Below are 22360 nucleotides of genomic sequence, written 5' to 3' on the forward strand. Positions count from 1 at the left end.
CACAATGCCAACAGGCGTGCCGATAGCGACTTCCTGGCTTTCAGCTGCTCAATTCCCAAAGACCCTGCAGCAAAACCTCATTCTCGAAAACCAGATTAAGTACGACACGAACGACCTGTGGTTCTCGGCGACGTAACGGCCATCAACCTCCGGCTCCGAACCGGGGGCCCATAGGTCACACCTCCGCTCACGTTTGCCTTATTCAACCGAGCGGAAAGGCACCCCTCTGGCTCAGCAGCACGCCCCGCCGCCTATGGCTGAGGGAAAAACCACGCGTACGTGGAACGGGCGCCCGAGCTGATGCAGGGCGCAGCGAATGGAATCCCAACCGTCCTCGCTAGCGATCACGGCATCAGCAGGGATACAAGTGTGGAGAACCGGGGGCAACCGCGTGCGCTCGTCAGGCTGGAGCACACCCCAACATGACATGGGACGTCCTGCCGGAATCCTCGTTATTGGCGTAATAAAAAAGCCGGAGGCTTCCAGTCGTTTCCAAGGAAATGTGTCACTCTGCCACGGAGCAGCCCTCATGGATGCCGACAGCGCCGCTCCGCATCAACAGGGCACTTCTTGGAGCCAGTCGGTGCACAAATCGTCTTCTGTTGGGATGGCAGTAGGAGTGTTCCGTTCACCGCAGCTGACAATGAACCCGCCGCCAGGCGTTGTCGCGTCAGCGTCTTCAATTTGAGGGGTGCTTTCTGCAGTAAGCCGTTGCTCTTTTTCAGCGTTTACCGACTTTGTAGGTGTCGTGTTGACATATTCCCAACTTTCGTTCGACATTGCAGAAAAAACCATCGTGAAGGCTCCTTTAGGTAGCTGCCTCAGCTGATTGGCAGGTACTGCCCGTCCAGCCCATTTGTTTAGTGGCCGCTCATAAGAATGGTTATGACGTATTGACCGGAGTACATACGAACGCTCCGCGTCCCGGTTGCGAAAGCGGGACGCGGAGCCAAACGCCGAGTTAGTCGCCGCTGTCGCGGCACACTACTCGAGTCGCGGTCAGCCCATATTCTCGGCTTTCGAGTCTCCTGTTGCGACGGATGGCTATGGTCTGACCGACGCTTTCCTAGGCCATCGAGAGTTCCTCTACCGTTGCCCTTTCTCGGTTCTCCGTGAGGTAGCGGGCGTAGGCGGGGAGGGTGAGGAAGGAAGGGAAGTCTTGGCTGAGGGTGACTTCCTCGAAGATGTCGCGGGCGTCTTCGAAGCGGTCACCGTCGAAGCGTTCCAGCCGGGCGAATTCCTCGTCCAGGAGCTCCTCCACCCAGTGGCGGCTGACCATTTCACCCTGGTCGGTGATGGCTCGGGAGTAGATCCACTGCCACAGTTGTGAACGGGAGATTTCCGCGGTGGCGGCATCTTCCATCAGGCTGTGGATCGTCACCGCGCCGTTGCCCCGGAGCCAGGATTCGAGGTAGCGGATGCCCACTTCGATGTTGTTCCGGATTCCTTGTTCGGTGATGGTCCCTTCAGTGGCGGCCACGTTGATCAGGGCGCGGTCATCGGGGGTGACGTCCTCGCGCAGGCGGTCCAGCTGGTTCGGCCGCCCGCCGAGGACGCCATCGAACACCTCACGGCAGACCGGCACCAGGCCGGGGTGGGCCACCCAGGAGCCGTCGAAACCGTCGTTGGCCTCCCGCAGTTTATCGGCACGGGTCTTCAGCAAAGCCTCAGCGTTTATCGCTGGATCCCTCCTGCTGGGAACGTATGCGGCAGGGCCTCCGATGGCCATGGCGCCGCGCTTGTGGCAGGCCCGGACGAGCTGTTCGGTGTAGGCCCGCATGAAGGGGGCGGTCATGGTGACCTGGTCGCGGTCCGGCAGGACGAAGCGCGGCCCGCGGGTGCGGAAGTTCTTGATCAGGGAGAAGATGTAGTCCCAGCGGCCGGCGTTCAGGCCCGATGCATGGTCCCGCAGTTCGTAGAGGATTTCTTCCATCTCGAAGGCTGCGGTGATGGTTTCGATGAGCACGGTGGCGCGGATGGTGCCCTGCGGGATGCCGAGCAGGTCCTGGGCCAGGATGAAGATGTCGTTCCACAGCCGGGCTTCGAGGTGGTTCTCGATTTTCGGCAGGTAGAAGTACGGGCCCTTGCCCTGGGCCAGGAGGCGTCGGGCGTTGTGGAAGAAGTACAGGCCGAAGTCCACGATGCCGCCGGCGATCGGGGTGCCGTTGACGAGCATGTGCTTTTCGGGCAGGTGCCAGCCGCGGGGCCGGACAACGATGGTGGGCAGCTCGGCTGCCGGGCGGAGCTTGTATTCCTTGCCCTCCTCGGTGGTGAAGTCGATCCGGCGTTCCAGGGCGTCGGTGAGGTTCAGCTGGCCCTTGATGACGTTCCGCCACGTGGGGGTCGAGGAGTCTTCCATGTCCGCCAGCCACACCCTGGCGCCGGAGTTCAGGGCGTTGATGGTCATCTTTTTGTCAACGGGGCCGGTGATTTCCACGCGGCGGTCCTCCAGGCCCGGGGCCGGCGGAGCGACCCGCCAGTGCGGGTCGTTGCGCACGAATTCAGTCTCGCGGAGGAACCGCGGGTCCTGCCCTCCCGCGATTTCTGCCCGCCGGGTACGCCGGGCGTGCAGCAGTTCCTGCCTGCGCTCGACAGTCGCCCGGTGCAGCTGCGCGACGAACTCCAAAGCATCCGGAGTGAGAACCTCGTTTTGCCGGCAGGTGGGCTGGGCAGTCAAAGTAATGGCGTTGATGTTGATGCTGTCGGTGAAGCTGTTCATCGGAGTTCTCCTGGTGGAGGTACAACTGAAGAGCAGCAGGTGACGCTAAACGTCACCCACTGCTAACCAGCTGGAAAAGTTTCTTAGTGGAATTGGCCTTCTTCGGTGGATCCCACCAGGGCCAGGGTGGATGCGTTTGGGTTGAGCGCGGTTGCGATGTCGTCGAAGTAGCCGGTGCCGACTTCGCGCTGGTGTTTGGTGGCGGTGTAGCCGCGGGTTTCGGAGGCGAATTCTTTTTCCTGGAGTTCGACGTAGGCGCTCATGCCTTCGCGGGCGTAGCCGTGGGCGAGGTCGAACATGGAGTAGTTCAGGGCGTGGAAGCCGGCCAGGGTGATGAACTGGAAGGTGAAGCCCATGGCGCCGAGTTCACGCTGGAACTTGGCGATAGTGGCGTCGTCAAGGTGCTTCTTCCAGTTGAACGACGGGGAGCAGTTGTACGAGAGCATCTGGTCCGGGAACTCGCTCTTGACGGCTTCGGCGAACGTCCGGGCGAGCTCCAGGTCCGGGGTCCCGGTCTCCATCCAGATCAGGTCCGAGTACGGGGCGTAGGCCTTGGCTCGGGCAATGCAGGGTTCGATGCCGTTGCGGACCTTGTAGAAGCCCTCCGCCGTCCGCTCACCGGTGATGAATTCCTGGTCCCGCTCGTCCACGTCCGAGGTGATCAGGGTGGCGGCCTCGGCGTCGGTGCGGGCGATGATGACGGACGGGGTGCCGGCGACGTCGGCGGCCAGGCGTGCGGCGTTGAGGGTGCGAATGTGCTGCTGGGTGGGGATCAGGACCTTGCCGCCGAGGTGGCCGCACTTCTTCTCCGAGGCGAGCTGGTCCTCCCAGTGAACGCCGGAGGCGCCGGCCTGGATCATGGACTTCATCAGCTCGTAGGCGTTCAACGGGCCGCCGAAGCCGGCTTCGGCATCGGCGACGATCGGGACCAGCCAGTCCTCCACGGTCTGGACGCCTTCGGAGAACTCGATCTGGTCGGCCCGGAGCAGGGCGTTGTTGATGCGTCGCACAACGGTGGGGACGGAGTTGGCCGGGTAGAGGGACTGGTCCGGGTAGGTGTGGCCGGAGTTGTTGGCATCCGCTGCGACCTGCCAGCCGGAGAGGTAGATGGCGCGCAGGCCGGCCTTGACCTGCTGCACGGCCTGGTTGCCGGTCAGGGCACCGAGAGCGTTGGTGTACTTGCCTTCCTTGTGTTCCTCGGTGAGCTGCTTCCACAGCTTCTCGGAGCCGCGCTTCGCGAGGGTGTGCTCTTCGGAGACCCTGCCGCGGAGACGGACGACGTCGGACGCTGAGTAGTCCCGGGTGACGCCTCCCCAGCGCGGGTTGGCAGTCCACTCGAGCTCCAGCGCGGCGGCCTGCTGTTCGGGCGTCTGCTGGGTGGGCTCAATTGCTGCAGTCATGGCTGTCTCCTTGTTTGTGCACAGTTTGCGTCCAGTCCGACTGTCCCTGCTTCTTTGCAGTTCAGGCCGGTGGTCCGGTGCGGTTTCTTCCGTGACAACTACTTTTCTTTACTTTCAAGACCCTTTCTAGAGAACAATGCTGGAAAGAAATGCGTTTCTTCGCGTATTCTTCAAAAATGTGCAGGTCATCTAAGGGCTCAGGCATGGAAACTCCTTTAGGGTGAGCGCCGCCGTGGGGATCGTTGAATCGGTTCTCAGCGGGATAGCAGCAGCGCCTCGCCCTGGCCGCCACCACCGCACAGCGCAACTGCTGCTTTGCCGGTGCCGCGGCGTAAGAGCTCATGTACGGCCGAGACGACCACCCGGGCGCCGGAGGCGCCAATGGGATGGCCAAGGGCGATCGCACCCCCGTTGACGTTAACGCGGTCCATGCCGAGGCCCAGCTGTGCCGCCGAGTGCAGGGCCACGGAGGCGAAGGCCTCGTTGATCTCCACGAAGTCCAGGTCCTCCGCGGTCCACCCAGCCTTGTCGAGTGCTTTGGTGATGGCGCGGGCCGGTTTGTCCGGCAGCGAGGTGTCCGGGCCTGCGGTCTGCCCCGGGACACCCACCGTCGCAAGGATCGTGAGGTCGTGGGTCTCCGCGTAGCTGCGGGTGGTCAGGACGACGGCGGCAGCGCCGTCGTTAAGCGGGGAGGCATTGCCGGCGGTGACCGTGCCGGTCGGGGAGAACGCCGGCCTGAGCCGGGCGAGGGACTCCGCCGTGCTATCGGGACGCACACCCTCGTCGCTTCCTACGAGTTCGACGTCCCCGCGGCGCCGCGGCACTTTAACCGGGACGATCTCAGCGTCGAAGAGCCCGGCAGCCTGGGCAGCTGTGGCACGCCGGTGAGACTCGGCGGCGGCTTGGTCCTGATCGGCACGAAGGATACCCAAGGCATCATTGGCCCGATCGGTGGCCAGTCCCATCGCCTCATGGTCGAAGGCATCGATGAGTCCGTCGTGGGCGGCGGAGTCAATCAGCACTGCGTCACCGTAAAGGTGCCCGCCACGGGAGCCCGCCAGCAGGTGTGGGGCGTTGCTCATGGACTCCTGTCCCCCTGCAACCACCACCGCGGCCTCTCCCAGCCGCAGCAGTCGGCTCGCCTCGATGATGGCGCTCATCCCGGACAGACACACCTTGTTGACGGTAGCCGCGTGAGCGCTCAATGGGATGCCCCCGACGACGGCAGCCTGCCGGGCAGGATTCTGTCCGGACCCGGCCTGAAGCACCTGTCCCATGATGACCGCCTCGACGATGCCAGGCTCAATACGTGCCCTATCCACCGCTGCGGCGACAGCTGCACCCCCGAGCTCGACGGCGGACAACGGAGCGAGCTGGCCCATCAGCCTGCCCTGTGGTATGCGGGCAGCACCGACGATAACAACATCTCTACTGTGGTTCATTTTTCTCCTTGAACGGGTAACGGGCGAGAAGTTTGGGTCCCGGTAGCTGTCGACGGCTATGGTCACTGGCTAGCGGGCGGAGGGAAAAGGGGTAGGCGCAGTCCCGGATGGAATGCGGTCCCATCGAGGTGATCGCTGCGCTGGGCATCCCGAGTGACCCGGGGAGGCATGACAGGAAGAAGCTGGCTCCGACATCCGGGATGAATCCAATGCCTGTTGCCGGCATCGCCGTGCTGGTTGTCTCCGTGACCAGCCTGAATTTCCCATGGAGCGAGAGGCCGAGTCCCTCATACACAGGCCGTTGAGCAGGGGCCCTGCTGAGTGAGTCAGCAGCGCCCGTCCATATCCGCGTCCCCCGATGCGCGGGCTTCTACAATTCGTCGAATACTCGACCCATGGCGGCCCAGGCCTGAGCGCGGGCACGCTTGGTCCAGGCGGCCAAGGCCCAGCCGGCCAGAACGATCGCGACTAAGACCCATGGGATGACACGAAGGGCCATCGGGATGTCTCCACCGGGCTCAGCCGGAACAAACGAGAAGTAGAGACCGCCGAGTATCGCAACCACAGCGAATATCCCAGCTCCCACTCCAGCCAGGATGAACTTCCGCATGCGGTTTCGCACGCCGTGAATGATCCCGGTGATACCGAGCATCAGGTACACGAACATCACCACGGGGGTTCCAAAGTTGAGCAGAAGCGTGAAGACGAAGATGCCTCCCGTGACATGGTTATCAGTTCCAGCAAGCTCCACTTGCGCGTCCTTTGCAACGAAGAGAACAGATCCGGCCATCAGGAGGATCCAGATCACAATAGCCACGATCATAGAGTTCCACGGGGTGTTCCAATGCGGGTGCAGTCGTCCGAGTCGCTTCGGCAGCACGCCCTCGCGCCCCATGGCGAACAGGACTCGAGACGATGCAGTATGGAATCCCAAAGCGCAGAACAGGCTTGACCCACCAGCGGCAGCGAGCACCAGTGCCGAGGTGAGCGTGTTCGGAGCCACAGCGGCGAGACCGGTCGCCGAAGCAGGCCAGTCAATCCTGGCCTGCTCGACGCCGAAGCCGATCGCGGTCGCGTAGCTGACGATGACATAGAAGATGCCGGCGACCAGGATCGAACCGATCACTGCGCGGGGAATGTTGCGCTTCGAATCACGCGTCTCCTCAGAGAGGGACGCACTCGACTCCGAACCCACGAAAGACAGCATCGCGAAGCTCATGCCGAAGAAGACCCCGATCCACGGGGCTCCCGCGGCGGGAGGCCAGAAGGCTGTCGGATCCCAGCTTGTACCGGCTGCTGCAATCGGTGTCTCACCATCGACAAGGCTGACCTCAGGCGAACCAATAGCGATAACAATGAAAGAGACCACGAGCATCGCCGACATGCTCAACACAAGGAAGATGAGCTGGTTCCTCGTTGACACAGCAATGTTGAAGAAGTTGAGGAGGGTGATGATGGCGATACCGAGCAAGGTGAACCAGTACCACTGCACCGCACCACCAAAGAGTACTTCGACGAGCTGAGACATGAAGAAGCCGAAGCCGCCCAGCACGCCTGCACCGAAGAGAAGGTATGCGCTCACATATGCCCAACCTCCGACAAAACCGGTTGTACGACTTGCGCCCTTACTCAGGTAGGTGTATATGGATCCGGCTGAGGAGAGGCTTCCTGCGAACATAGCGACCACGGACCCCACGCACAACATGCCCAGTGCCCCCAGCAAAAAGGAGAGCGGCGTTGCTCCCCCGGCTTGCGTGGCGGCCAAGTAGGTCAGAAACGCCCCGGACATTGCCGGTGCAATTACCGACAAGCTTTGGGCGAGAACATCCTTGAGTCCGAGTTTCCTGCGAAACTCCTGGACAACCTGTCCTTCTGCCTGGACAAGCTGTCCTTCTGTAGTGTGGTTCATTTTTCTCCTTGAACGGGTGATGGGCGATATGTCCCAGTAGCTTTGGACCGCCATGGTCGTTGGCTAGCGGGCGGAGGGAAGGGGTACGCGCAGTCCCTGATGGAATGCTGTGCCCGTTTCCCGGTCCAGCAAGGGGGTCAGTCCCCCGGTGTGAAGGGGGTAATTAGCGCCGAGGATCATGCACAGGTCGATCTGTTCCGGCCCGGCCACCACGCCCTCATCCAGCATTTTCGTGACTTCTTCTGCCAGCGCGGCGAGGATCCGGGCACGGACGGTACCGGCATCTGCTGCAACGGGCGACGCGAGCAGCGTGGCCGCCTCAGCTGAGATGCGGCCGTCGTCGTCCAGGTAACCGGGCAGCCCCGCGGCCACAAGCCTCTTCAGGCTGGTACTGACGCTGAACCGCTGCGGATAGGCCTGGTGCATGGTCTCGCAGATGTGCAGCTGCACGGCCGGTCCAATGAACTGCAGCAGCTGCAATGGCGTCATGGGCAGGCCCAGCGGGTCGAGGGCCCGGTCCACGGTCTCCGGATCGGCGCCGTCATCAAGCAGGGAGAGGATCTCGCTGATCAGCCGGGTCAGTATCCGGTTGACCACGAAGCCTGCCGTGTCCGCGGCGAGCACGGGCGTCTTACGCAGCCGTCGGGCCAGATCGAATGCCGTCGCGAGCGTGGTCTCGTCCGTCCGGGGGGTGGTGATGATTTCCACCAAGGGCAGCACGGCCACGGGGTTGAAGAAGTGGAAACCGATCAGCCGGCCGGGACGGGCGAGGCCCGCACCCATGGCCTCGATGGACAGTGAAGACGTATTGGTTAGCAACAGGGCGTCCGGTCGGAGCAGCGGTTCCAGTTCGGCGAAGACCGCCCGCTTAACGTCCAGCTCCTCGAAGACGGCCTCGATGACCACGTCGCAGTCGGCGAACGCTGTCTTGTCGGTGCCGCCCGTCACCAGGGCGCGGATAGACTCGGCCCCGGCCTGGTCCAGGCTCCCGCGGCCCACGAGCTTATCCAGCTGAGCCGTTATCCAGCCCAGTGCCGTGTCGATACGGTCCTGTGACAAGTCCGTGATCTGCACCGGCACGCGCAGGTGCTGCGCGAAGACGAGGGCGAGCTGGCTGGCCATCAGCCCTGCCCCGATGACGCCGACGGCGCGCACCGGCAGCGGTTCGGCGGCGGGGCGGCCCGCAGGTTTTTTCGCCAGCGACTGCGTCAGGTGGAAGGCATAGATGCTCGCGCGTGCCTCGTCCGAGAGCAGCAGTTCGCCGAAGGCCCGGATTTCCGCCGTCGGGTCCGCTTGCCCTGCGGGGGCCGTGGCAGCTTCTGCGATGAGTTCCAGTGCGCGGTAGGGCGCCGGAGCAGCACCGTGAAGACGGGTATCGAGCTGGGTCCGGATGTCCTCCAGCGCCACAACCACCCCGGCGGAGGGGGCTCCGGACTTCGGACTGCCGGCGGTGTCGGACTGCAGTGGGGATGGAACCGCGGCCATGGCCCCGCCGGCGAGGATGCCGGCCGCGAAATCCAGTGAGGCGGCCAGGAACCCGTCCTCTGGAAGAACAGCATCAACCAGGCCAAGGTCAGCGGCAGTCTGCGCCGATAGGTTCTTCCCAGCAAGGGAATCCGTAATCACCAGACGGGCCGTGACCGCAGGGCCGACAAGAGCTATCGTGCGCGGGATGCCGCCCCAGCCCGGGATCAGGCCCAGCCGCACCTCGGGAAAGCCCAGGGCCCGGACTGAGTCCGCAGCGGTGCGGTGGCCGGCATGCAGGGCCAGCTCCAGCCCTCCGCCCAGCGCAAGACCGTTGATGAAAGCAAAGGTGGGCACGGGAAGCGCCTCCAGCAAGCCGAAGGCCTCAAGACCCCGGCGTGCGACGTCCTCGGCTTGCTCAGACGTGGCTGCCTCCGTCATTTTCTTCAGGTCCGCGCCGGCGCAGAACACAGGGCCAGTGCCGGTCACCGCCACCGCGTCCACTCCGGCCAGGTCCAAGGCACGTACCGCTGCCTCGAAGTTGGCCAAGGATGCCGGGCCCATGGTTACTGGACGGTGGTGAGCGTTCGCCAGCGTCAGGATGGCAAAGCGGTAACCCGCGTGACCAACGTAGTCAGTACGGACATCCGTCAGAGACTCCACGGAGGTCAGGTCCTGGTCCCGGGCTCCTCTCCGGTGACTGTTGTCTCCCATGCTGCTGTGATCCTTCCATTCCGTGTGGTGATGCCCATGTGTGGGCGCGTCGGGGGACATCGATTTGGTGGCTGTTTCCTACTGGCTGGCGCGCTGTTTCCGGAGGATGTACCGCTGGATTTTCCCTGACGGTGTTTTGGGCAGATCCTCAACGAAATGGATCCGCCGTGGAAAGGCGTGCGCTGCGTACTGGGTTTTGACCAGGTTCTGAAGTTCGGAGACAAGGTCTTCATTGCCTGTGACGCCTTCTTTGAGGACGACATAGGCTTCGAGGACTTCTCCCCGGAGTTCGTCCGGGGCCCCGATGACACAGCTTTCGAGGACTGCCGGGTGGGTGGACAGGACGCTTTCAACGTCGAACGGTCCAATGCGGTATCCGGCCATGATGATGAGGTCGTCATCTCGGGATGAGAAGTAGTAGTACCCGTCGGCGTCGGTTTTTCCGGCGTCACCGGTGAGGTACCAGCGGCCGTCCTCGCTGAAGTGCTCGGCTGTTTTTTCGGGGGCGTCCTGGTATCCGGTAAACCACATCATTGGGCTTGCGGAGACGCTTACGGCAACCCGCCCCATCTCATCGACAGCGGCTAATTCGTCCGATCCGTCTTTAAGTACAGCGCAGGTCCAGCCCGGCAGGGGATGCCCCATCGAGCCCGGGCGGAGGTCCTTGCGTACGTCATCGTGCCAAGCGTTGACGATTATCATGCCGTGCTCGGTTTGTCCGTAGTGGTCCCTGACCGGCAGGCCGAAGGTTTCTTCGGCCCAGGAAATCACTTCAGGTGTCAGCGGCTCTCCACATGAGGATGCCCTGCGCAGTCTCAGATTCCTTGGCTTTGCCCCGGACTTGGCACGCATCGTCCGGTAAACGGTGGGGGCAGCAGTGAAGTTGGTCACCTTGAGCGCTTCGAGCACAGCAAAACTGAGCTCGGGAGAGAACGGTGCGTGCAGCAGCAGACTGCGCCGGCCCGCGGCGAGAGGGCCGAGGATCGCGTAATACAGGCCGTAAGCCCAACCCGGGTCCGAGGCGTTCCAGAACACATCATCTTCGCGTACATCCAGGCCGAGTTCGATGTATTGACGGAAGCCCGCCAGCGCGCGGACCGGAACGGGCACGCCTTTGGGCGTGCCGGTGGTCCCGGACGTAAAGAGCATCACCAGGGTTCCCTCGCCTCCGACGGCTTCGGCCGGGATACCGGGCAGCTGGGCGTTCAGCATCGGGGCCAGGGCAAGGTCTGGCGCCGATGCCTGGTCCCCGGCGACCAGGACCGTGGCTGTCGTGTCTTTGATTTTTTCGCGCTGGCTTGCGTCGGTGATGACGACCTTGGCGTTCGAGGCTATGAGCCGCAGCTCAATCGCCGGCCACGCGAAGGCCGTGAACAGGGGTACATGGACTGCCCCACGCCGCCAGATCGCCAGGAGCATGACGACGAGGTCGGCGGATTTGCCCATTAAAGTTGCCACCGTGTCACCCGGCCCGACTCCCAGCTCCGCCAGGGCGGCAGCGCCCCGTTCCGAACGTTCACGGAGTTGGCCGTAAGTGATGTCCTCACTGGACAGGTCGGCTTCGATGATGGAAAAGGCCGTGGCATTGGGGTCATGTGCGTCGCAGAGCAGCTCCGCGGCACAGGCGTCGGAAGCGGCGTAGCGGCCAAGAACGGCCTCAGCGGGGTGGACGGGTGCGGGCATTTCAAACTCTCCTACGGGTAAATGATGGCCGGCCGGCATGGAGACCAGGTGCTCCATGCCCTGTACCGGATAGCAGTGTCAAAATGGTTCGGCAGGTCGCCTGGGCCCATGCAGGGGTGCTGGTTGTTGTTAGAGCGCGATGCTTACGGACATGCCTTGGGTGTACAAGTCGACCGCGCCTTCATCGAGTTCCTTGCACCCGGCTGAGTGCTTGTCCGGACGAACAGCTGTTAAGGGATACAGATCGTGAGAGGTGGTCGGGATCTCTTCCGATGCTGTAACCGCAGCTCCGGGTGCTAGAAAGCTATGACGGCCATGATGAGGACCGAAAGTCCCATGGCCACCGACTCGATACGGTCAAGCGGCTGCCTTTTTTGGACTCTGCACGCTTGCCAGAGGCTGGCGAACGCATAAGCGGCGGCCCCGGCTCCAAGAAGGATTCCCAGCGGGTTTGTGGAGCCGTGCGTGCTGTGTCCCGTGTCGGGCAAGGAAGTGTGGACGGCCTCCATGCAAATGAGCAGCGCGGCCATCAATATGGTGCCGATGTTGCGGTGGAGGGCCATCTCATCGCATTCAGGGCTGGAACTGAGATTGCGCATGAGGTGGTGTTGCACACCCGAGGCCATCGCCACAGTAAGCATGGCAAGAGACCATCCGACGGCCGGAAGGAGGTTGAACCCGGCGACTGCCTCAATCATCGCTATGAGCATGACAATCGAATTAGTGACATCGAGGACTTTCCCCCGGCCCTTGGCCGCGGCGGCGCAGGTTGCGCCGACCGCGGCCAGTCCGACGGTCCCTAGGTGCAGGGCTTCAACCATGGCTAGCTATGGCACCCGTGGGTCTCGCCGGCCGAGGGGTTGGTGTAGTGCCCTGTGGCCTGGTTCGGCGGGACGTTCAATGCCGGGTTCTTACTAAAGAAGCCATAGGGCTTGAGGGTGAATTTGGCATAGTCGGTAGGCATGACCGGCCAGTCCTCAGGGCGCGGGAAGTGGGTGGGCCCGAAGGTGTGCCACAGCACGATGTCTTCGCCGTCCACGGACTTGTCCTCAGCGGTGAAGGCCGGCAGGCCGCCACCGCCGGTGCTCTGGTGGACGAAGTCTCCGGCAGCGTAGCGCTCGGCCGGGTCGTATTGGGTAACCCACAGGTGCTTTGTGGCGAATGCGGCACGTGCTGCGAGGGAGGATGCCGGGTCGGCCATCAGGGTGGGCTGGTCGCCGGGGTACAGAACGTAACCGGTGGGCTGGCCCAGCCGGTTTGTCTTCTCAGTGTTTACGATATGCCAGGCGCGGCCTACTGATCCCTTGGCTTCACGGGCCGCTGTTTGTTCTGTGGCCAGGCGCATGACCGACTTCGTGAAGGCCTCGCCCCGGTCGTTGGTGTCGCTGAACGGCAAGCGCACGGCGTCGACTTCGTCGACCGCATTTGCTACGCCGTCCACCATCATGTCCAGTCGGGCGCTGAAGAGATGCTGGTGATAGGGCGCACCCAGTCCCGGTGCGACCTCCGAAGTGTAGGGCGCGTCGGCCTCACTGTAGCCGGAAGTGAAGAGGATGCCGGTGAGCTTGGCTTCGAGCTCGATGGTCCCGTCGAGGTAGAGGTACCAGTAGAACCCGTAGTCGTAGTTGCCTACGGTGGTGAAGCTGCTGATCACCAGACGGCGGGAGCGCCGGACCTCGCTGGAGTTGGTGAACATATCGCTATGCTTCCAGAGGGTTCCAAAATCCTCTTCGTGCATGCAGATGCCGTTTTTGATGGTGAACGGCGTTCCTAGTTCGTCGCTGAGAACGGCGTCGAAGTACTTGATTTCTCCTACGCAGTCGCAGCCCAGTTCCAGGGAGTTGGTAAAGCGCCCGAAGAGGTACTCGCCGAGGTCAAAGTAGTTTTGCCAGAACCGGATGGGGGAAGGGTCCCCGTACGGCACGACCATCTCCGCGATCGAGCCCCTATACATGACCGGCCGTTCCTCACCCTCGTCTGTGAAGGACAGATTGCGCAGGATCAGGCCTTCGCGGGCATCGAAGCCGATGTCAAATTTCCAGTTGGCCCAGGTGACCGACCGCCCTTCGACAGTGAAGCTGGGGCCTTCGGGCTGGGTGATTTCTATGGGCTTGAGCGTGCTCAGCGGTTCGCCCTGCACGGCGGGGTCATCAAAGTTGCCGGACTCAGCCGGAACCGGCACAGCTCCGGTATCGATGAGGCGGGTGATTTTGCGGTCGATCGTGTCAACATAAGCACACAGCCCTTCCAGCGGGTGTGCCCACGGATGATCTTCGGGATAGTCCTGGCGGAAGGCCAGCACTCGCACGATGCGACGCCCTGCTTCCTCCTCGAAGCCGTAGGAGCCGGCGGACAACGGAATGCAAACGACCTTCTGCGGCACGGTCCCCCGGTCAGCGAGGGACTGCACCCAGCGAGGGTCCTCGGCGCAGATCCCGGCAATGGCATCGAACTCCTCCAGCAGGATGGGCGTTTGGCCCTCGGCCGGGTCGATGGCCACGGAGGTCAACACACGGGCCTGGTCCAGGGAGACGATGTTGTCGGTGGAAGCACCGGTGGCCATGTCCAGCAACATCACCCGGGCCCGGCGGTCCGGGCGGGGTCCGGCACCTTCGTTGTAGGCGAGGACTTCCCGCTTGTGGGGTTCCTCCAGCCCCACATAGGCAAAACGGGTGGTGAGTGTGAAGGTAGGTTCGGCCGAAATGATTTCCCGGATCTTGACAAGCTCGTCGGCTGTCAGATCCGACAGCGGTGCTATCGGAGACTGGGCAGGATGACCGGGGTGATGAGCGGAGCTTTCAACAACGGGGATGGTCATGGAAGTCCTTCTTTCTGGATGTAGTGATGCTGAGGAGCCAATTGCTTCGGTTTGGACGGCAGGCAGCGCGTCCTTCTGCCTGCGCTTGAGGCCTGACTGGACGAGCCCGGCGATCAGGGCCGGGCGCCGCCCGAGATCCAGCGAGTTTCCGGGAGCACGGTTTCCGTGGGACTTGCTATCGGGCTGGATGAGAAAGTCATGCCTGTGATGCGGTTTTGCTGCGGCCCGCAAAGGAAATGATGCGGTTCCTTGTGTTTTCGTGGGAGACGATGGTTGAAATGGCCGCTACTTCATCGTCCAGATGTTTGCTGTACGCGGCGACGGCGGCCGTGGTGAGCAGGCGTTTGGTCGGCCCCAGCGTCTGGGCGGCAGAGCCGGCGAGCCGGAGGGCCAGCTCTTCGGCCCGAAGCTGAAGTTCGGATTCGTCCACCACCTCATTGACCAGACCCCACTGGAGCGCTTCGGGTGCCGTAACCACGCGGCCCGACAGGCAGATCTCGGCCGCCCGGCGCGGACCTACCGCTTGGGGGAGCAGATATGACACGCCGCAGTCGGGCGTCAGCCCCACCTTGGCATAGGCACTTTGAAAGGATGCGTTCGAGGAGGCCAGGACCAGATCGGAGTTCAGGACCAGGGCCAGCCCCGCCCCGGCGGCTGCCCCATGAACGGCTGCGATCGTCACAAGCCGGGACCGGGCCAAGGCGAGCAGCCCTTCACTCATCTTTCCGGCCAGAATGCGCAGGAATTCGGCGGGGTCCTCAGCCTCGGCCATGGCCGCCACGTCCCCGCCGGCGCAGAAGAACTTACCGGCACCTTGGAGAACGACCACGTGCACGTCAGGGTTGTTGTTTGCGCGGTCTACGGCCGCGCAGAACTCCTCGGCGAGGCCGATGCTCAGTGCGTTGGCAGCAGCCGGCCGGTCCAGCGTGATCCAGGCAACTCCGCCGTCGTAGCGGAACTGGAGGTTTTCAAATATCATCGGGCTTTTGCTTCCTTGGAGGGTTCACGACGTTCAAAGGCTGACGAATGGGAATGTTCGGCGGCATCCTGTGCTTCCTGCAGGACGGACGCGTGGAAGATTTCATCGTGGGGCGGCGGGTCCAAAGGATGGGCTGTCCTGTTCCGGCACGCCGGCACGATCAAGGTCTGGGGTTCCCTGGTGAGGGTCATGTCATTCTCCTTGCTACATTCCCAGACCGATGGTCCAGTGGGGAGCGCAGCGGTCTGTGCAGTCGGCTTCTGTCAGCGTTGTCTAGGCGGGCCAATTCATGAGGGTTGAGCGGATGAGGAAGGGCACTCCGTCGCGTGATTCCACTGAGAACCTGATCCCCCTGCCCTGCATCACGTCCACAGTCAGATGGGTATGGCTCCAGTAACCGAATTGCTCTCGGGACCTCCAAGAACCACTGGCTGGTGTTCAGTGGTCAGTGCCATCGCTCCTGGCATCATCGGAGGCAAGGTCGAATCGTCCCAGCGGCGTTCCGAATGGTGTGAAGGTTGTGGTGTGACAGGACGGACACATAACGGTCACCCTGCCCCACCGCCTCGGACCGGCTTAGAAGAAGCCGAGTTTGTTTTCGTTGTAGCTGACCAGCAGGTTCTTGGTCTGCTGGTAGTGGTCCAGCATCATGGCGTGGTTTTCGCGCCCGATGCCTGAGGACTTGTAGCCGCCGAAGGCGGCGCCGGCCGGGTAGGCGTGGTAGTTGTTGACCCAGACACGGCCGGCCTGGATTTCGCGGCCTGCGCGGTAGGCGATGTTGCCGTTGCGGGACCAGACGCCGGCACCGAGGCCGTAGAGGGTGTCGTTCGCAATCTCCATGGCGTCGTTGTAGTCGCTGAACTTTGCGACGGAGACGACGGGGCCGAAGATTTCCTCCTGGAAGATCCGCATTTTGTTGTTGCCTTCAAAGACCGTGGGCTGGACGTAGTAGCCGCCGGCCAGGTCGCCCGGCAGCTCGGCGCGGGCGCCGCCGGTGAGCAGTTTGGCGCCCTCCTGCCTTCCGATGTCGATGTAGGAGAGGATCTTTTCGAGCTGGTCGTTGGAGGCCTGGGCTCCGAGCTGGGTTTCGGTGTCCAGCGGATTGCCCTGAATGATTGTCTCTACCCGTGCCACGGCGTCGGCCATGAAGGACTCGTAGATGTCCTCCTGGACCAGGGCGCGGGACGGGGCGGTGCACACCTCGCCCTGGTTCAAGGCGAAGAGGGTGAAGCCTTCGAGCGCCTTGTCGTAAAAGGCGTCGCTGGAGTCGGCGACGTCGTTGAAGAAAAGGTTGGGGCTCTTACCGCCGAGTTCGAGCGTGACCGGGATCAGGTTCTGGCTCGCGTACTGGCTGATCAGCCGGCCCGTGGTGGTCTCGCCCGTGAAGGCAATCTTGCGGATCCGCGGGCTGGACGCGAGTGGCTTGCCGGCCTCGACGCCGAAGCCGTTGACCACGTTCAGGACACCGGCGGGGAGCAGGTCGGCCAGCAACTCCATCAGCACCAGGATCGATGCCGGGGTCTGCTCGGCCGGCTTAAGGACCACGGCGTTACCCGCAGCCAAAGCCGGGGCGAGCTTCCAGACGGCCATCAGTATCGGGAAGTTCCACGGAACGATTAGTCCCACTACCCCGAGCGGCTCGTGGTAGTGGTAGGCGGTGGTGTTGTCGTCGAGCTGGGACAGGCGGCCTTCCTGTGCGCGAATGGCTGAGGCGAAGTAGCGGAAATGGTCTGCTACCAGCGGGATGTCCGCCGCGAGCGACTCGCGTACTGGCTTGCCGTTGTCCCAGGTCTCGGCCACGGCCAGCAGCTCCAGGTTCTGCTCAATCCGGTCGGCCACCTTGTTCAGTACCGCAGCGCGCTCGGCCGCCGATGCTTTACCCCAGGCAGGCGCGGCTTTATGCGCGGCATCCAGGGCCAGATCGATGTCCTCGGCCGTGCTCCTGGCCACCTCACAGAAGGCCTTGCCGGTGACGGGGGTGATGTTTTCGAAGTACTGGCCCTTGACGGGGGCAACCCACTCGCCGCCGATCCAGTTCTCGTAGCGGTCTTTGAAGGTGACCTTCGAGCCCTCGGTGCCGGGCTGTGCGTAAACAGTCATGGTTGTTCTCCTTAATTTCCTGAATTCCTCACCCTCGAGGAACTTGCGCGGTTATCCGGGCAGATAAATGTATTCCGTTGTTATGAGGAATAGGACTAAATACTTCCCTGGCGGTACTCCGAACTAAGTCTCATTCCGGTGGCTCCGCAGCCACACCACGGGGATGTGATCTTCGTCTCCCGATGTCTGCTACAAACCAAGGTACCCGCGCGCAAGTCCTAAAACGAGATGTTTCTTGAAAATTCAGATGGGAAATTTGCCGGCAAATTCTCCCATGTCAGTTAACATGCCTGAAACATGCCCGAAACATGCCGGAAATATGTCGGCTCCCCCGGGCGTCAACGCAGCAAAGTGTTATGGTCAATCAATCTCGGGCTTATGCCTTACCGCCGCAGTGACGGGATGGACAGCCCTCTGCATTGAGAGTCAGAAGCCGTGTCCGTTCCTCGCAACCGCTTGATATCCGCCCATTCACCCGTCGCCGGGCTCAGTCGCCGGAAACTGCCGTTTATACCCGTCTTCGCTCAAGCCGTGGCGGCGGTTGCTCCAGCCGGCGGTATGTCGGTTGTTCCTGCTCTGGTGTTCGGCACTACGGGCACCAACCTCGTCATGTCCTTCCTGATCGCTATGGCAGTGATGCTGCTGGTCTCGTCCTGTTTGCGCCCGATGGCGCAACGAATGGCCGCCGTCAGTGGCCTGTACAGCTACACAGCAAAGGGGCTCGGTTCCAGCGCGGCTATCACTGCGGGGTGGTCGATGATCTTCGGCTATGGTCTGATCGCGATGGCGAGCCTGCTGGCCGTCGGGACATACGGGGCCAACATTTTGGAGAGTCTGTGGGGTTCCGCCGGCGGTGGAACCCTGGTCGTAACCTTGATCATCCTTGCTGCCGCTGCCCTGGCGGGCTTGTTCATGGTCCGCGGCATCCATATATCAGCAAAGGTGACCCTCCTGGTGGAGTGCGTTTCGATCCTGTTGCTGGCCTCTTTGCTTACGGCTTATTTCGTACTGGCCCGACCACATGTGGACCTCGGTTCGCTCATTTCAGTGAACGGAAATATTGATTCGCTCTCCCTCGGGGTGGTTGTGGCGGTTAGCGCTTTTGTCGGTTTCGAAAGCTCAACGACCCTGGGAGGAGAGGCCCAGCGGCCCTTTATCAACATCCCGCGCACGATCCGTTGGACTCCGATAGTCACCGGGGTGCTCTACCTTCTTGCGGTAACGGGACAGGACATCGCACTGAAGGATGCACCCGGTTTCATCGCCTCAAGCCCAACGCCGCTATCTGACATGTTCTCCTTCAAGACTTCGGCCCTCATGGCGGTCATGCTGGATGTCGGGATCGCCGGATCTTTTTTTGCCTGTACTGTTGCCTCAGTCAACGCGCTGGCCAGAACTCTTTTTTGCATGGGAAGGGAGGGCGTTGCACCGGCAATAATCGGGCGCGCTCATCCAACCTTCAGAACGCCGTGGGCTGCGATTTTGACGGCCATGCCCATTATTACCGCCGTACCCATCGTCATAGTCCTGTCCGGCGTATCACCCGAAAAGGGGCTCACGGACCTCTTCACTTTGGCCGCCTACGGCTATCTCGGTGCTTACGTTCTCGCATGCGCATCCCTGCCCTTTTTCCTCAGGCGGATCGGGGAAGGAACCTGGTTTTCCTGGGCTCTGGGAGGGCTGACGGTTGGCGTCGTAGCTTTCGTGGTCTGGAATGCGGTTTCGCTCTCAGCTCAGGAAGGCAACGTCCAGGCGGGCGTCTATGGCTCCCTTGTCACCCTCAGCGTCCTCTATGCCCAGTTTCTCCGGTGGCGCTCCCCCGATCTCATGAATGAGGTCGGAATATACGATGAAACAAGGGCTTCCGATCTTCACCACTCGGCGAACTCCGGGCGGAAATTGTGAATCTCGGAAGATCAGAACGCTTGCAATCAAGTGCAACAGTAAACTCGTTGCGGATTCTTGAAACAATTGCCCGTTTGGGTCCCGGTGCAACCGCTAAAGATATTACTGATGTGTTATCAATGCCACCAGCTACCGCTTATCGGCTGCTCAATGCGCTTGTTGGAGACGAATACCTGGTAAGAACGGCGGATTTGCGTGGCTTCGCTTTAGGGCACGCAATTACCGGCTTGATCTCTGCAAGTGCGGTGCCATTAGTTCCAACGTCTGCCCGAGCTGTCCTAGAAGAATTTCGAGGGCAAACACGATTTGCCGTTCACCTAGTTGTGTTTCACCTAGCGTCCATTAAAATCGCCGATTCTGACCCTGACCATCCTCCGCGTTCTGAAACTGAGATGACGCGATATCTCCACGCGTCGGCCGCAGGGAAATTATTTCTTTCGCAACTTGAAGATCTGTTGACTGTTCTTCCTGGGGGTTCGCTCAAGAAATTGACGCCCAAAACGATCACGAACCTCGCGTCCTTGGAAGGCGATCTTGAGGAAGTCAACAAGAGGGGCTACGCGATGCAGGTCGATGAACTGGAGGAAGGTCGTTGCTGTCTTGCAGTTCCCATAGCCTTACCAGGTTCACCACCAGGAGGCGCATTATGCCTTGGCGGTACATCGGAACGATTGGACGCCATCAGGGCGCACGTCACATCGGCGCAGCAGGCAGCCGCGCGGCTGGCTCCACTCCTGTTCTGACCTCAGGGATGCTGGCGGTAATTTGAGCTGCTTCCTATACCGATCCTTGGCTCCTCCGAAACCTTGCCCTGTGGGGCGACGAGGCGACAGCCAGGCTGAGGGGGGCGGCCAGCCATGCATAGTGTCGGCGGCGGTGACCAGGGGGCAGGTGTGATTGCTGGCAGTCCGGACCCTGGTAAGTACTAAGGCCCCGGTTCACGCCAGCAGCAGGGCCGCAAACGAGCTAGTGACCACTCACAACTTAGGAAGCCTGTCAGCTGCTGACAGGCTTCCTAAGAGTGGAAACATCCCAAAGCCAGCACATGCATGGGAACACCAGCGCCCACTGCAGCCTGAAACACTGGGGAAGCCGGCCTTAAACCGTCAGTTCGTCAGCGCTTACGTCGGATTTTTGGGCTTCGGGTGTCGGCTGGGCATTGAGGGTTGTAAGCGCCAGTATCCCTGCGGTGACGAGAATGCCGGCGGCGACCAGCAGCGCTGTACCGTATCCCGCGGTGAGGTCCGCCGTGGTGGTGGCACCTGCGTATTCCGGCGTTGCGGAGATCGTTGCGGCGACGGCGGCCAGCACGGCCAGACCGAGAGCGACGCCAACCTGCTGGGCCGAGTTAAGCAGTGCCGAGGCGATCCCTGCTTTGTCCTGGTCAACGTGATAAACGGCGGCCTGCGTGAGCGCTATGACGCCCAAGCCAAATCCGAGGGCGAGCACGAACATGGCTGGTGCCAGGTGCAGCCAGTAGCTGGCATCTTCGGCGATGGCGGAAAGCCAGAGCGCCGCAACGGCGCTAAGGAGTGCCCCCCTCGCAGCGACAAGACGTGGCGCTATCTTCAGCAGAAGCTTCGGGGCGCTACCAGCGCCCAGTATGAGTCCGGCAGCGAACGGCAACCAGGCAACACCGGTCTCGAGCGGCCTGAATTGCTGAACCTGCTGGAGGTAGAGGGTGATGACGTAGAAAGTTCCCATCGGGCCTATGGCCAGCAGCAGCATTGTGCCATAGGCACCGGCGCGATTGCGGTCCCGGAAAAGGCTTAGCGGCACCAGGGGGTTGCTGCTGCGCGCCTGCATGAGCGTGAACACCAGGAGCAGAACGGCGGCAGCGCCGAAGAGGACCAATGCCACTGGGTCGGTGAATCCGGCCTCTCCGAGCCGCGTGATCGCGTACACGAGCGCTACCATTCCGCCGGTGCCCAGAACCGCACCGAGGATGCCGAGCTGTCCCTGGTGGCCGCTCGTTGCCGGGAGGGATCGGCTGCCCAGGAGAACGAACAGGCCGATGGGGATGTTGATGAAGAACACCCAGCGCCAGCCCAGAGTGTCCGTCAGAACCCCTCCAAGCAGCAGCCCTATGACGATGCCGAGGGCGGACATCGCCCCATAGAGGGACAAGGCCATGTCGCGCATCTTACGGTCAGGGAACGCCGTCGAAATCAGCGCCAAGGCGTTGGGGGCTGCTATGGCTGCACCCAGTCCCTGGGCGGCCCTGGCGATTATGAGCATTTCTGTGTTCTGTCCGAGCCCTCCTGCCAAGGAAGCCACTACGAAGATTGCTAGTCCGAGCTGCAGGGTGCGACGCCGACCCCACAGGTCGCCAATACGCCCGCCCAGCAGGAGCAGTGCGCCGAACGCCAGGATATAGGCGTTGACGACCCACGGCAGGTGAAGGGCTTCCACGCCCAGTTCCCGCTGGATGCTGGGTAGCGCGATGTTCACAATCGAGTCGTCCAGCACCAGCATCATCTGGGTGGCTGCGATTACCAGCAGAGGTATCAAACCGCTTTGGCGTCTTGTTTTGGGTCTCACGTCGTCTCCTACGTCCCGGGGAGTTGCTCCAATTGCCACCACTTCGCACTGATACCCCTAGGGGGTATCATTACCCTACTGTATACCCCCCCTGGGTACCAGCGTCAACTGGGACAGGTTGCCGGGGGTCCAGAGGGTGCGCGGAGCGTGCTTGAGGCACCTTAGGATCCAACAGGACAGGCCTCTGGGTGCGATCAAACGGGTCCGGCCCCTCGCCCGGGCGTTCAGTCCCTCTCGGCGATGCTCATCATTGCCTTCCATCCGTGGGTCACTCCTCCGCCGGCGCGCAGGGCGGTAGCGACCATAACGGCTTCTGCAACATCGGTCCTGGTGGCTCCGGCGGTGATGGCACGTTTGGCGTGATCTTCGATGCAGTAGGCGCACTGCGTGGTGACAGCTACGCCAACCGCGATCAGCTCGCGGGTGGCCAGATCGAGGTTGCCGGTGTTCTTGTCGAATACCGCCTTGTCGAACGCGAAGAACGCGGAGACCATTTCCGGCGCGCCCTCTTTGAGATCGGTCATGTACTGTACTTCCGCTTGGTGGTCGTGCATCGAATCGTCCTTTCGTCGTGTGTTTGGTTCCCGCACTGTCATCGGAGAGCTACTCCTCCTCGGCGCGCGCGCCGCTCTTCGATATAGCAGGTGGGTGGTAGGCCCAAGATATGCACCGTGCGAGTACGGACA

Annotated in this window: 17 protein-coding genes and 1 pseudogene; 2 read left to right on the top strand and 16 right to left on the bottom strand. The window is 62.1% G+C overall.

Going from position 1 to position 22360, the window contains the following annotated elements; all coding sequences use genetic code 11:
- Nucleotides 1–555: 555 nt before the first annotated feature.
- The 14 genes and pseudogenes from ACIP9X_RS03045 to ACIP9X_RS03110 form a co-directional block, all read right to left on the bottom strand.
- Nucleotides 556–795, bottom strand: coding sequence for a hypothetical protein (locus ACIP9X_RS03045; protein ID WP_400478234.1), 240 nt, complete (start codon nt 793–795; stop codon nt 556–558).
- 271 nt (nt 796–1066) lie between these two features.
- A complete protein-coding gene (aceB, locus tag ACIP9X_RS03050; RefSeq protein WP_400478235.1) occupies nt 1067–2719 on the bottom strand; it encodes a malate synthase A in 1653 nt (550 codons plus the stop codon).
- Nucleotides 2720–2802: 83 nt separating this feature from the next.
- Nucleotides 2803–4119 (bottom strand): isocitrate lyase, encoded by a 1317-nt coding sequence (gene aceA, locus ACIP9X_RS03055; RefSeq protein WP_400478236.1) that lies wholly within the window; start codon nt 4117–4119, stop codon nt 2803–2805.
- Between the two features lie 254 nt (nt 4120–4373).
- Nucleotides 4374–5561 carry an acetyl-CoA C-acetyltransferase gene (locus tag ACIP9X_RS03060; protein WP_400478237.1) on the bottom strand — a complete coding sequence of 396 codons (1188 nt, stop codon included), beginning with the start codon at nt 5559–5561 and terminating at the stop codon, nt 4374–4376.
- Nucleotides 5548–5856: an enoyl-CoA hydratase/isomerase family protein gene (locus ACIP9X_RS03065; protein WP_400478238.1), complete on the bottom strand. Its 309-nt coding sequence runs from the start codon at nt 5854–5856 to the stop codon at nt 5548–5550. Before ACIP9X_RS03065 ends, ACIP9X_RS03060 begins: the two co-directional genes overlap by 14 nt.
- A 75-nt stretch (nt 5857–5931) precedes the next feature.
- The gene (locus ACIP9X_RS03070) at nt 5932–7470 is read right to left on the bottom strand and encodes an APC family permease (protein ID WP_400478239.1); all 1539 of its coding nucleotides are present in this window, start codon (nt 7468–7470) and stop codon (nt 5932–5934) included.
- Between the two features lie 63 nt (nt 7471–7533).
- Nucleotides 7534–9648 (bottom strand): 3-hydroxyacyl-CoA dehydrogenase NAD-binding domain-containing protein, encoded by a 2115-nt coding sequence (locus ACIP9X_RS03075; RefSeq protein WP_400478240.1) that lies wholly within the window; start codon nt 9646–9648, stop codon nt 7534–7536.
- A gap of 78 nt (nt 9649–9726) precedes the next feature.
- A complete protein-coding gene (locus ACIP9X_RS03080) occupies nt 9727–11331 on the bottom strand; it encodes an AMP-binding protein (protein ID WP_400478241.1) in 1605 nt (534 codons plus the stop codon).
- Nucleotides 11332–11627: 296 nt separating this feature from the next.
- Complete coding sequence (locus ACIP9X_RS03085) at nt 11628–12152, bottom strand: hypothetical protein (protein ID WP_400478242.1); 525 nt, start codon at nt 12150–12152, stop codon at nt 11628–11630.
- A 2-nt stretch (nt 12153–12154) separates the two neighbouring features.
- Nucleotides 12155–14149, bottom strand: a complete 1995-nt coding sequence (locus tag ACIP9X_RS03090; protein WP_400478243.1) for a primary-amine oxidase — start codon at nt 14147–14149, stop codon at nt 12155–12157.
- A 196-nt stretch (nt 14150–14345) separates the two neighbouring features.
- Nucleotides 14346–15128, bottom strand: coding sequence for an enoyl-CoA hydratase/isomerase family protein (locus tag ACIP9X_RS03095; protein ID WP_400478244.1), 783 nt, complete (start codon nt 15126–15128; stop codon nt 14346–14348).
- A complete protein-coding gene (locus tag ACIP9X_RS03100) occupies nt 15125–15319 on the bottom strand; it encodes a hypothetical protein (protein ID WP_400478245.1) in 195 nt (64 codons plus the stop codon). Before ACIP9X_RS03100 ends, ACIP9X_RS03095 begins: the two co-directional genes overlap by 4 nt.
- Nucleotides 15320–15401: 82 nt before the next feature.
- Nucleotides 15402–15548: pseudogene (locus ACIP9X_RS03105) on the bottom strand (DUF779 domain-containing protein); the annotation flags it as partial.
- Nucleotides 15549–15704: 156 nt separating this feature from the next.
- Nucleotides 15705–17228, bottom strand: a complete 1524-nt coding sequence (locus ACIP9X_RS03110; protein WP_400478246.1) for an aldehyde dehydrogenase family protein — start codon at nt 17226–17228, stop codon at nt 15705–15707.
- A 435-nt stretch (nt 17229–17663) separates the two neighbouring features.
- Here ACIP9X_RS03110 and ACIP9X_RS03115 point away from each other — a divergent pair, with 435 nt between their 5' ends.
- Complete coding sequence (locus ACIP9X_RS03115; protein WP_400478247.1) at nt 17664–19133, top strand: APC family permease; 1470 nt, start codon at nt 17664–17666, stop codon at nt 19131–19133.
- 47 nt (nt 19134–19180) lie between these two features.
- The gene (locus ACIP9X_RS03120; protein ID WP_400478248.1) at nt 19181–19876 is read left to right on the top strand and encodes an IclR family transcriptional regulator; all 696 of its coding nucleotides are present in this window, start codon (nt 19181–19183) and stop codon (nt 19874–19876) included.
- A gap of 355 nt (nt 19877–20231) precedes the next feature.
- On the opposite strand, the gene ACIP9X_RS03125 is transcribed toward ACIP9X_RS03120, so the two are convergent.
- Nucleotides 20232–21674 (bottom strand): MFS transporter, encoded by a 1443-nt coding sequence (locus ACIP9X_RS03125; RefSeq protein ID WP_400478249.1) that lies wholly within the window; start codon nt 21672–21674, stop codon nt 20232–20234.
- Nucleotides 21675–21898: 224 nt separating this feature from the next.
- A complete protein-coding gene (locus tag ACIP9X_RS03130; protein WP_400478250.1) occupies nt 21899–22228 on the bottom strand; it encodes a carboxymuconolactone decarboxylase family protein in 330 nt (109 codons plus the stop codon).
- Nucleotides 22229–22360 lie beyond the last annotated feature (132 nt).

The organism is Arthrobacter sp. NPDC093125 (assembly GCF_044754225.1).
Taxonomy (GTDB): Bacteria; Actinomycetota; Actinomycetes; order Actinomycetales; family Micrococcaceae; genus Arthrobacter.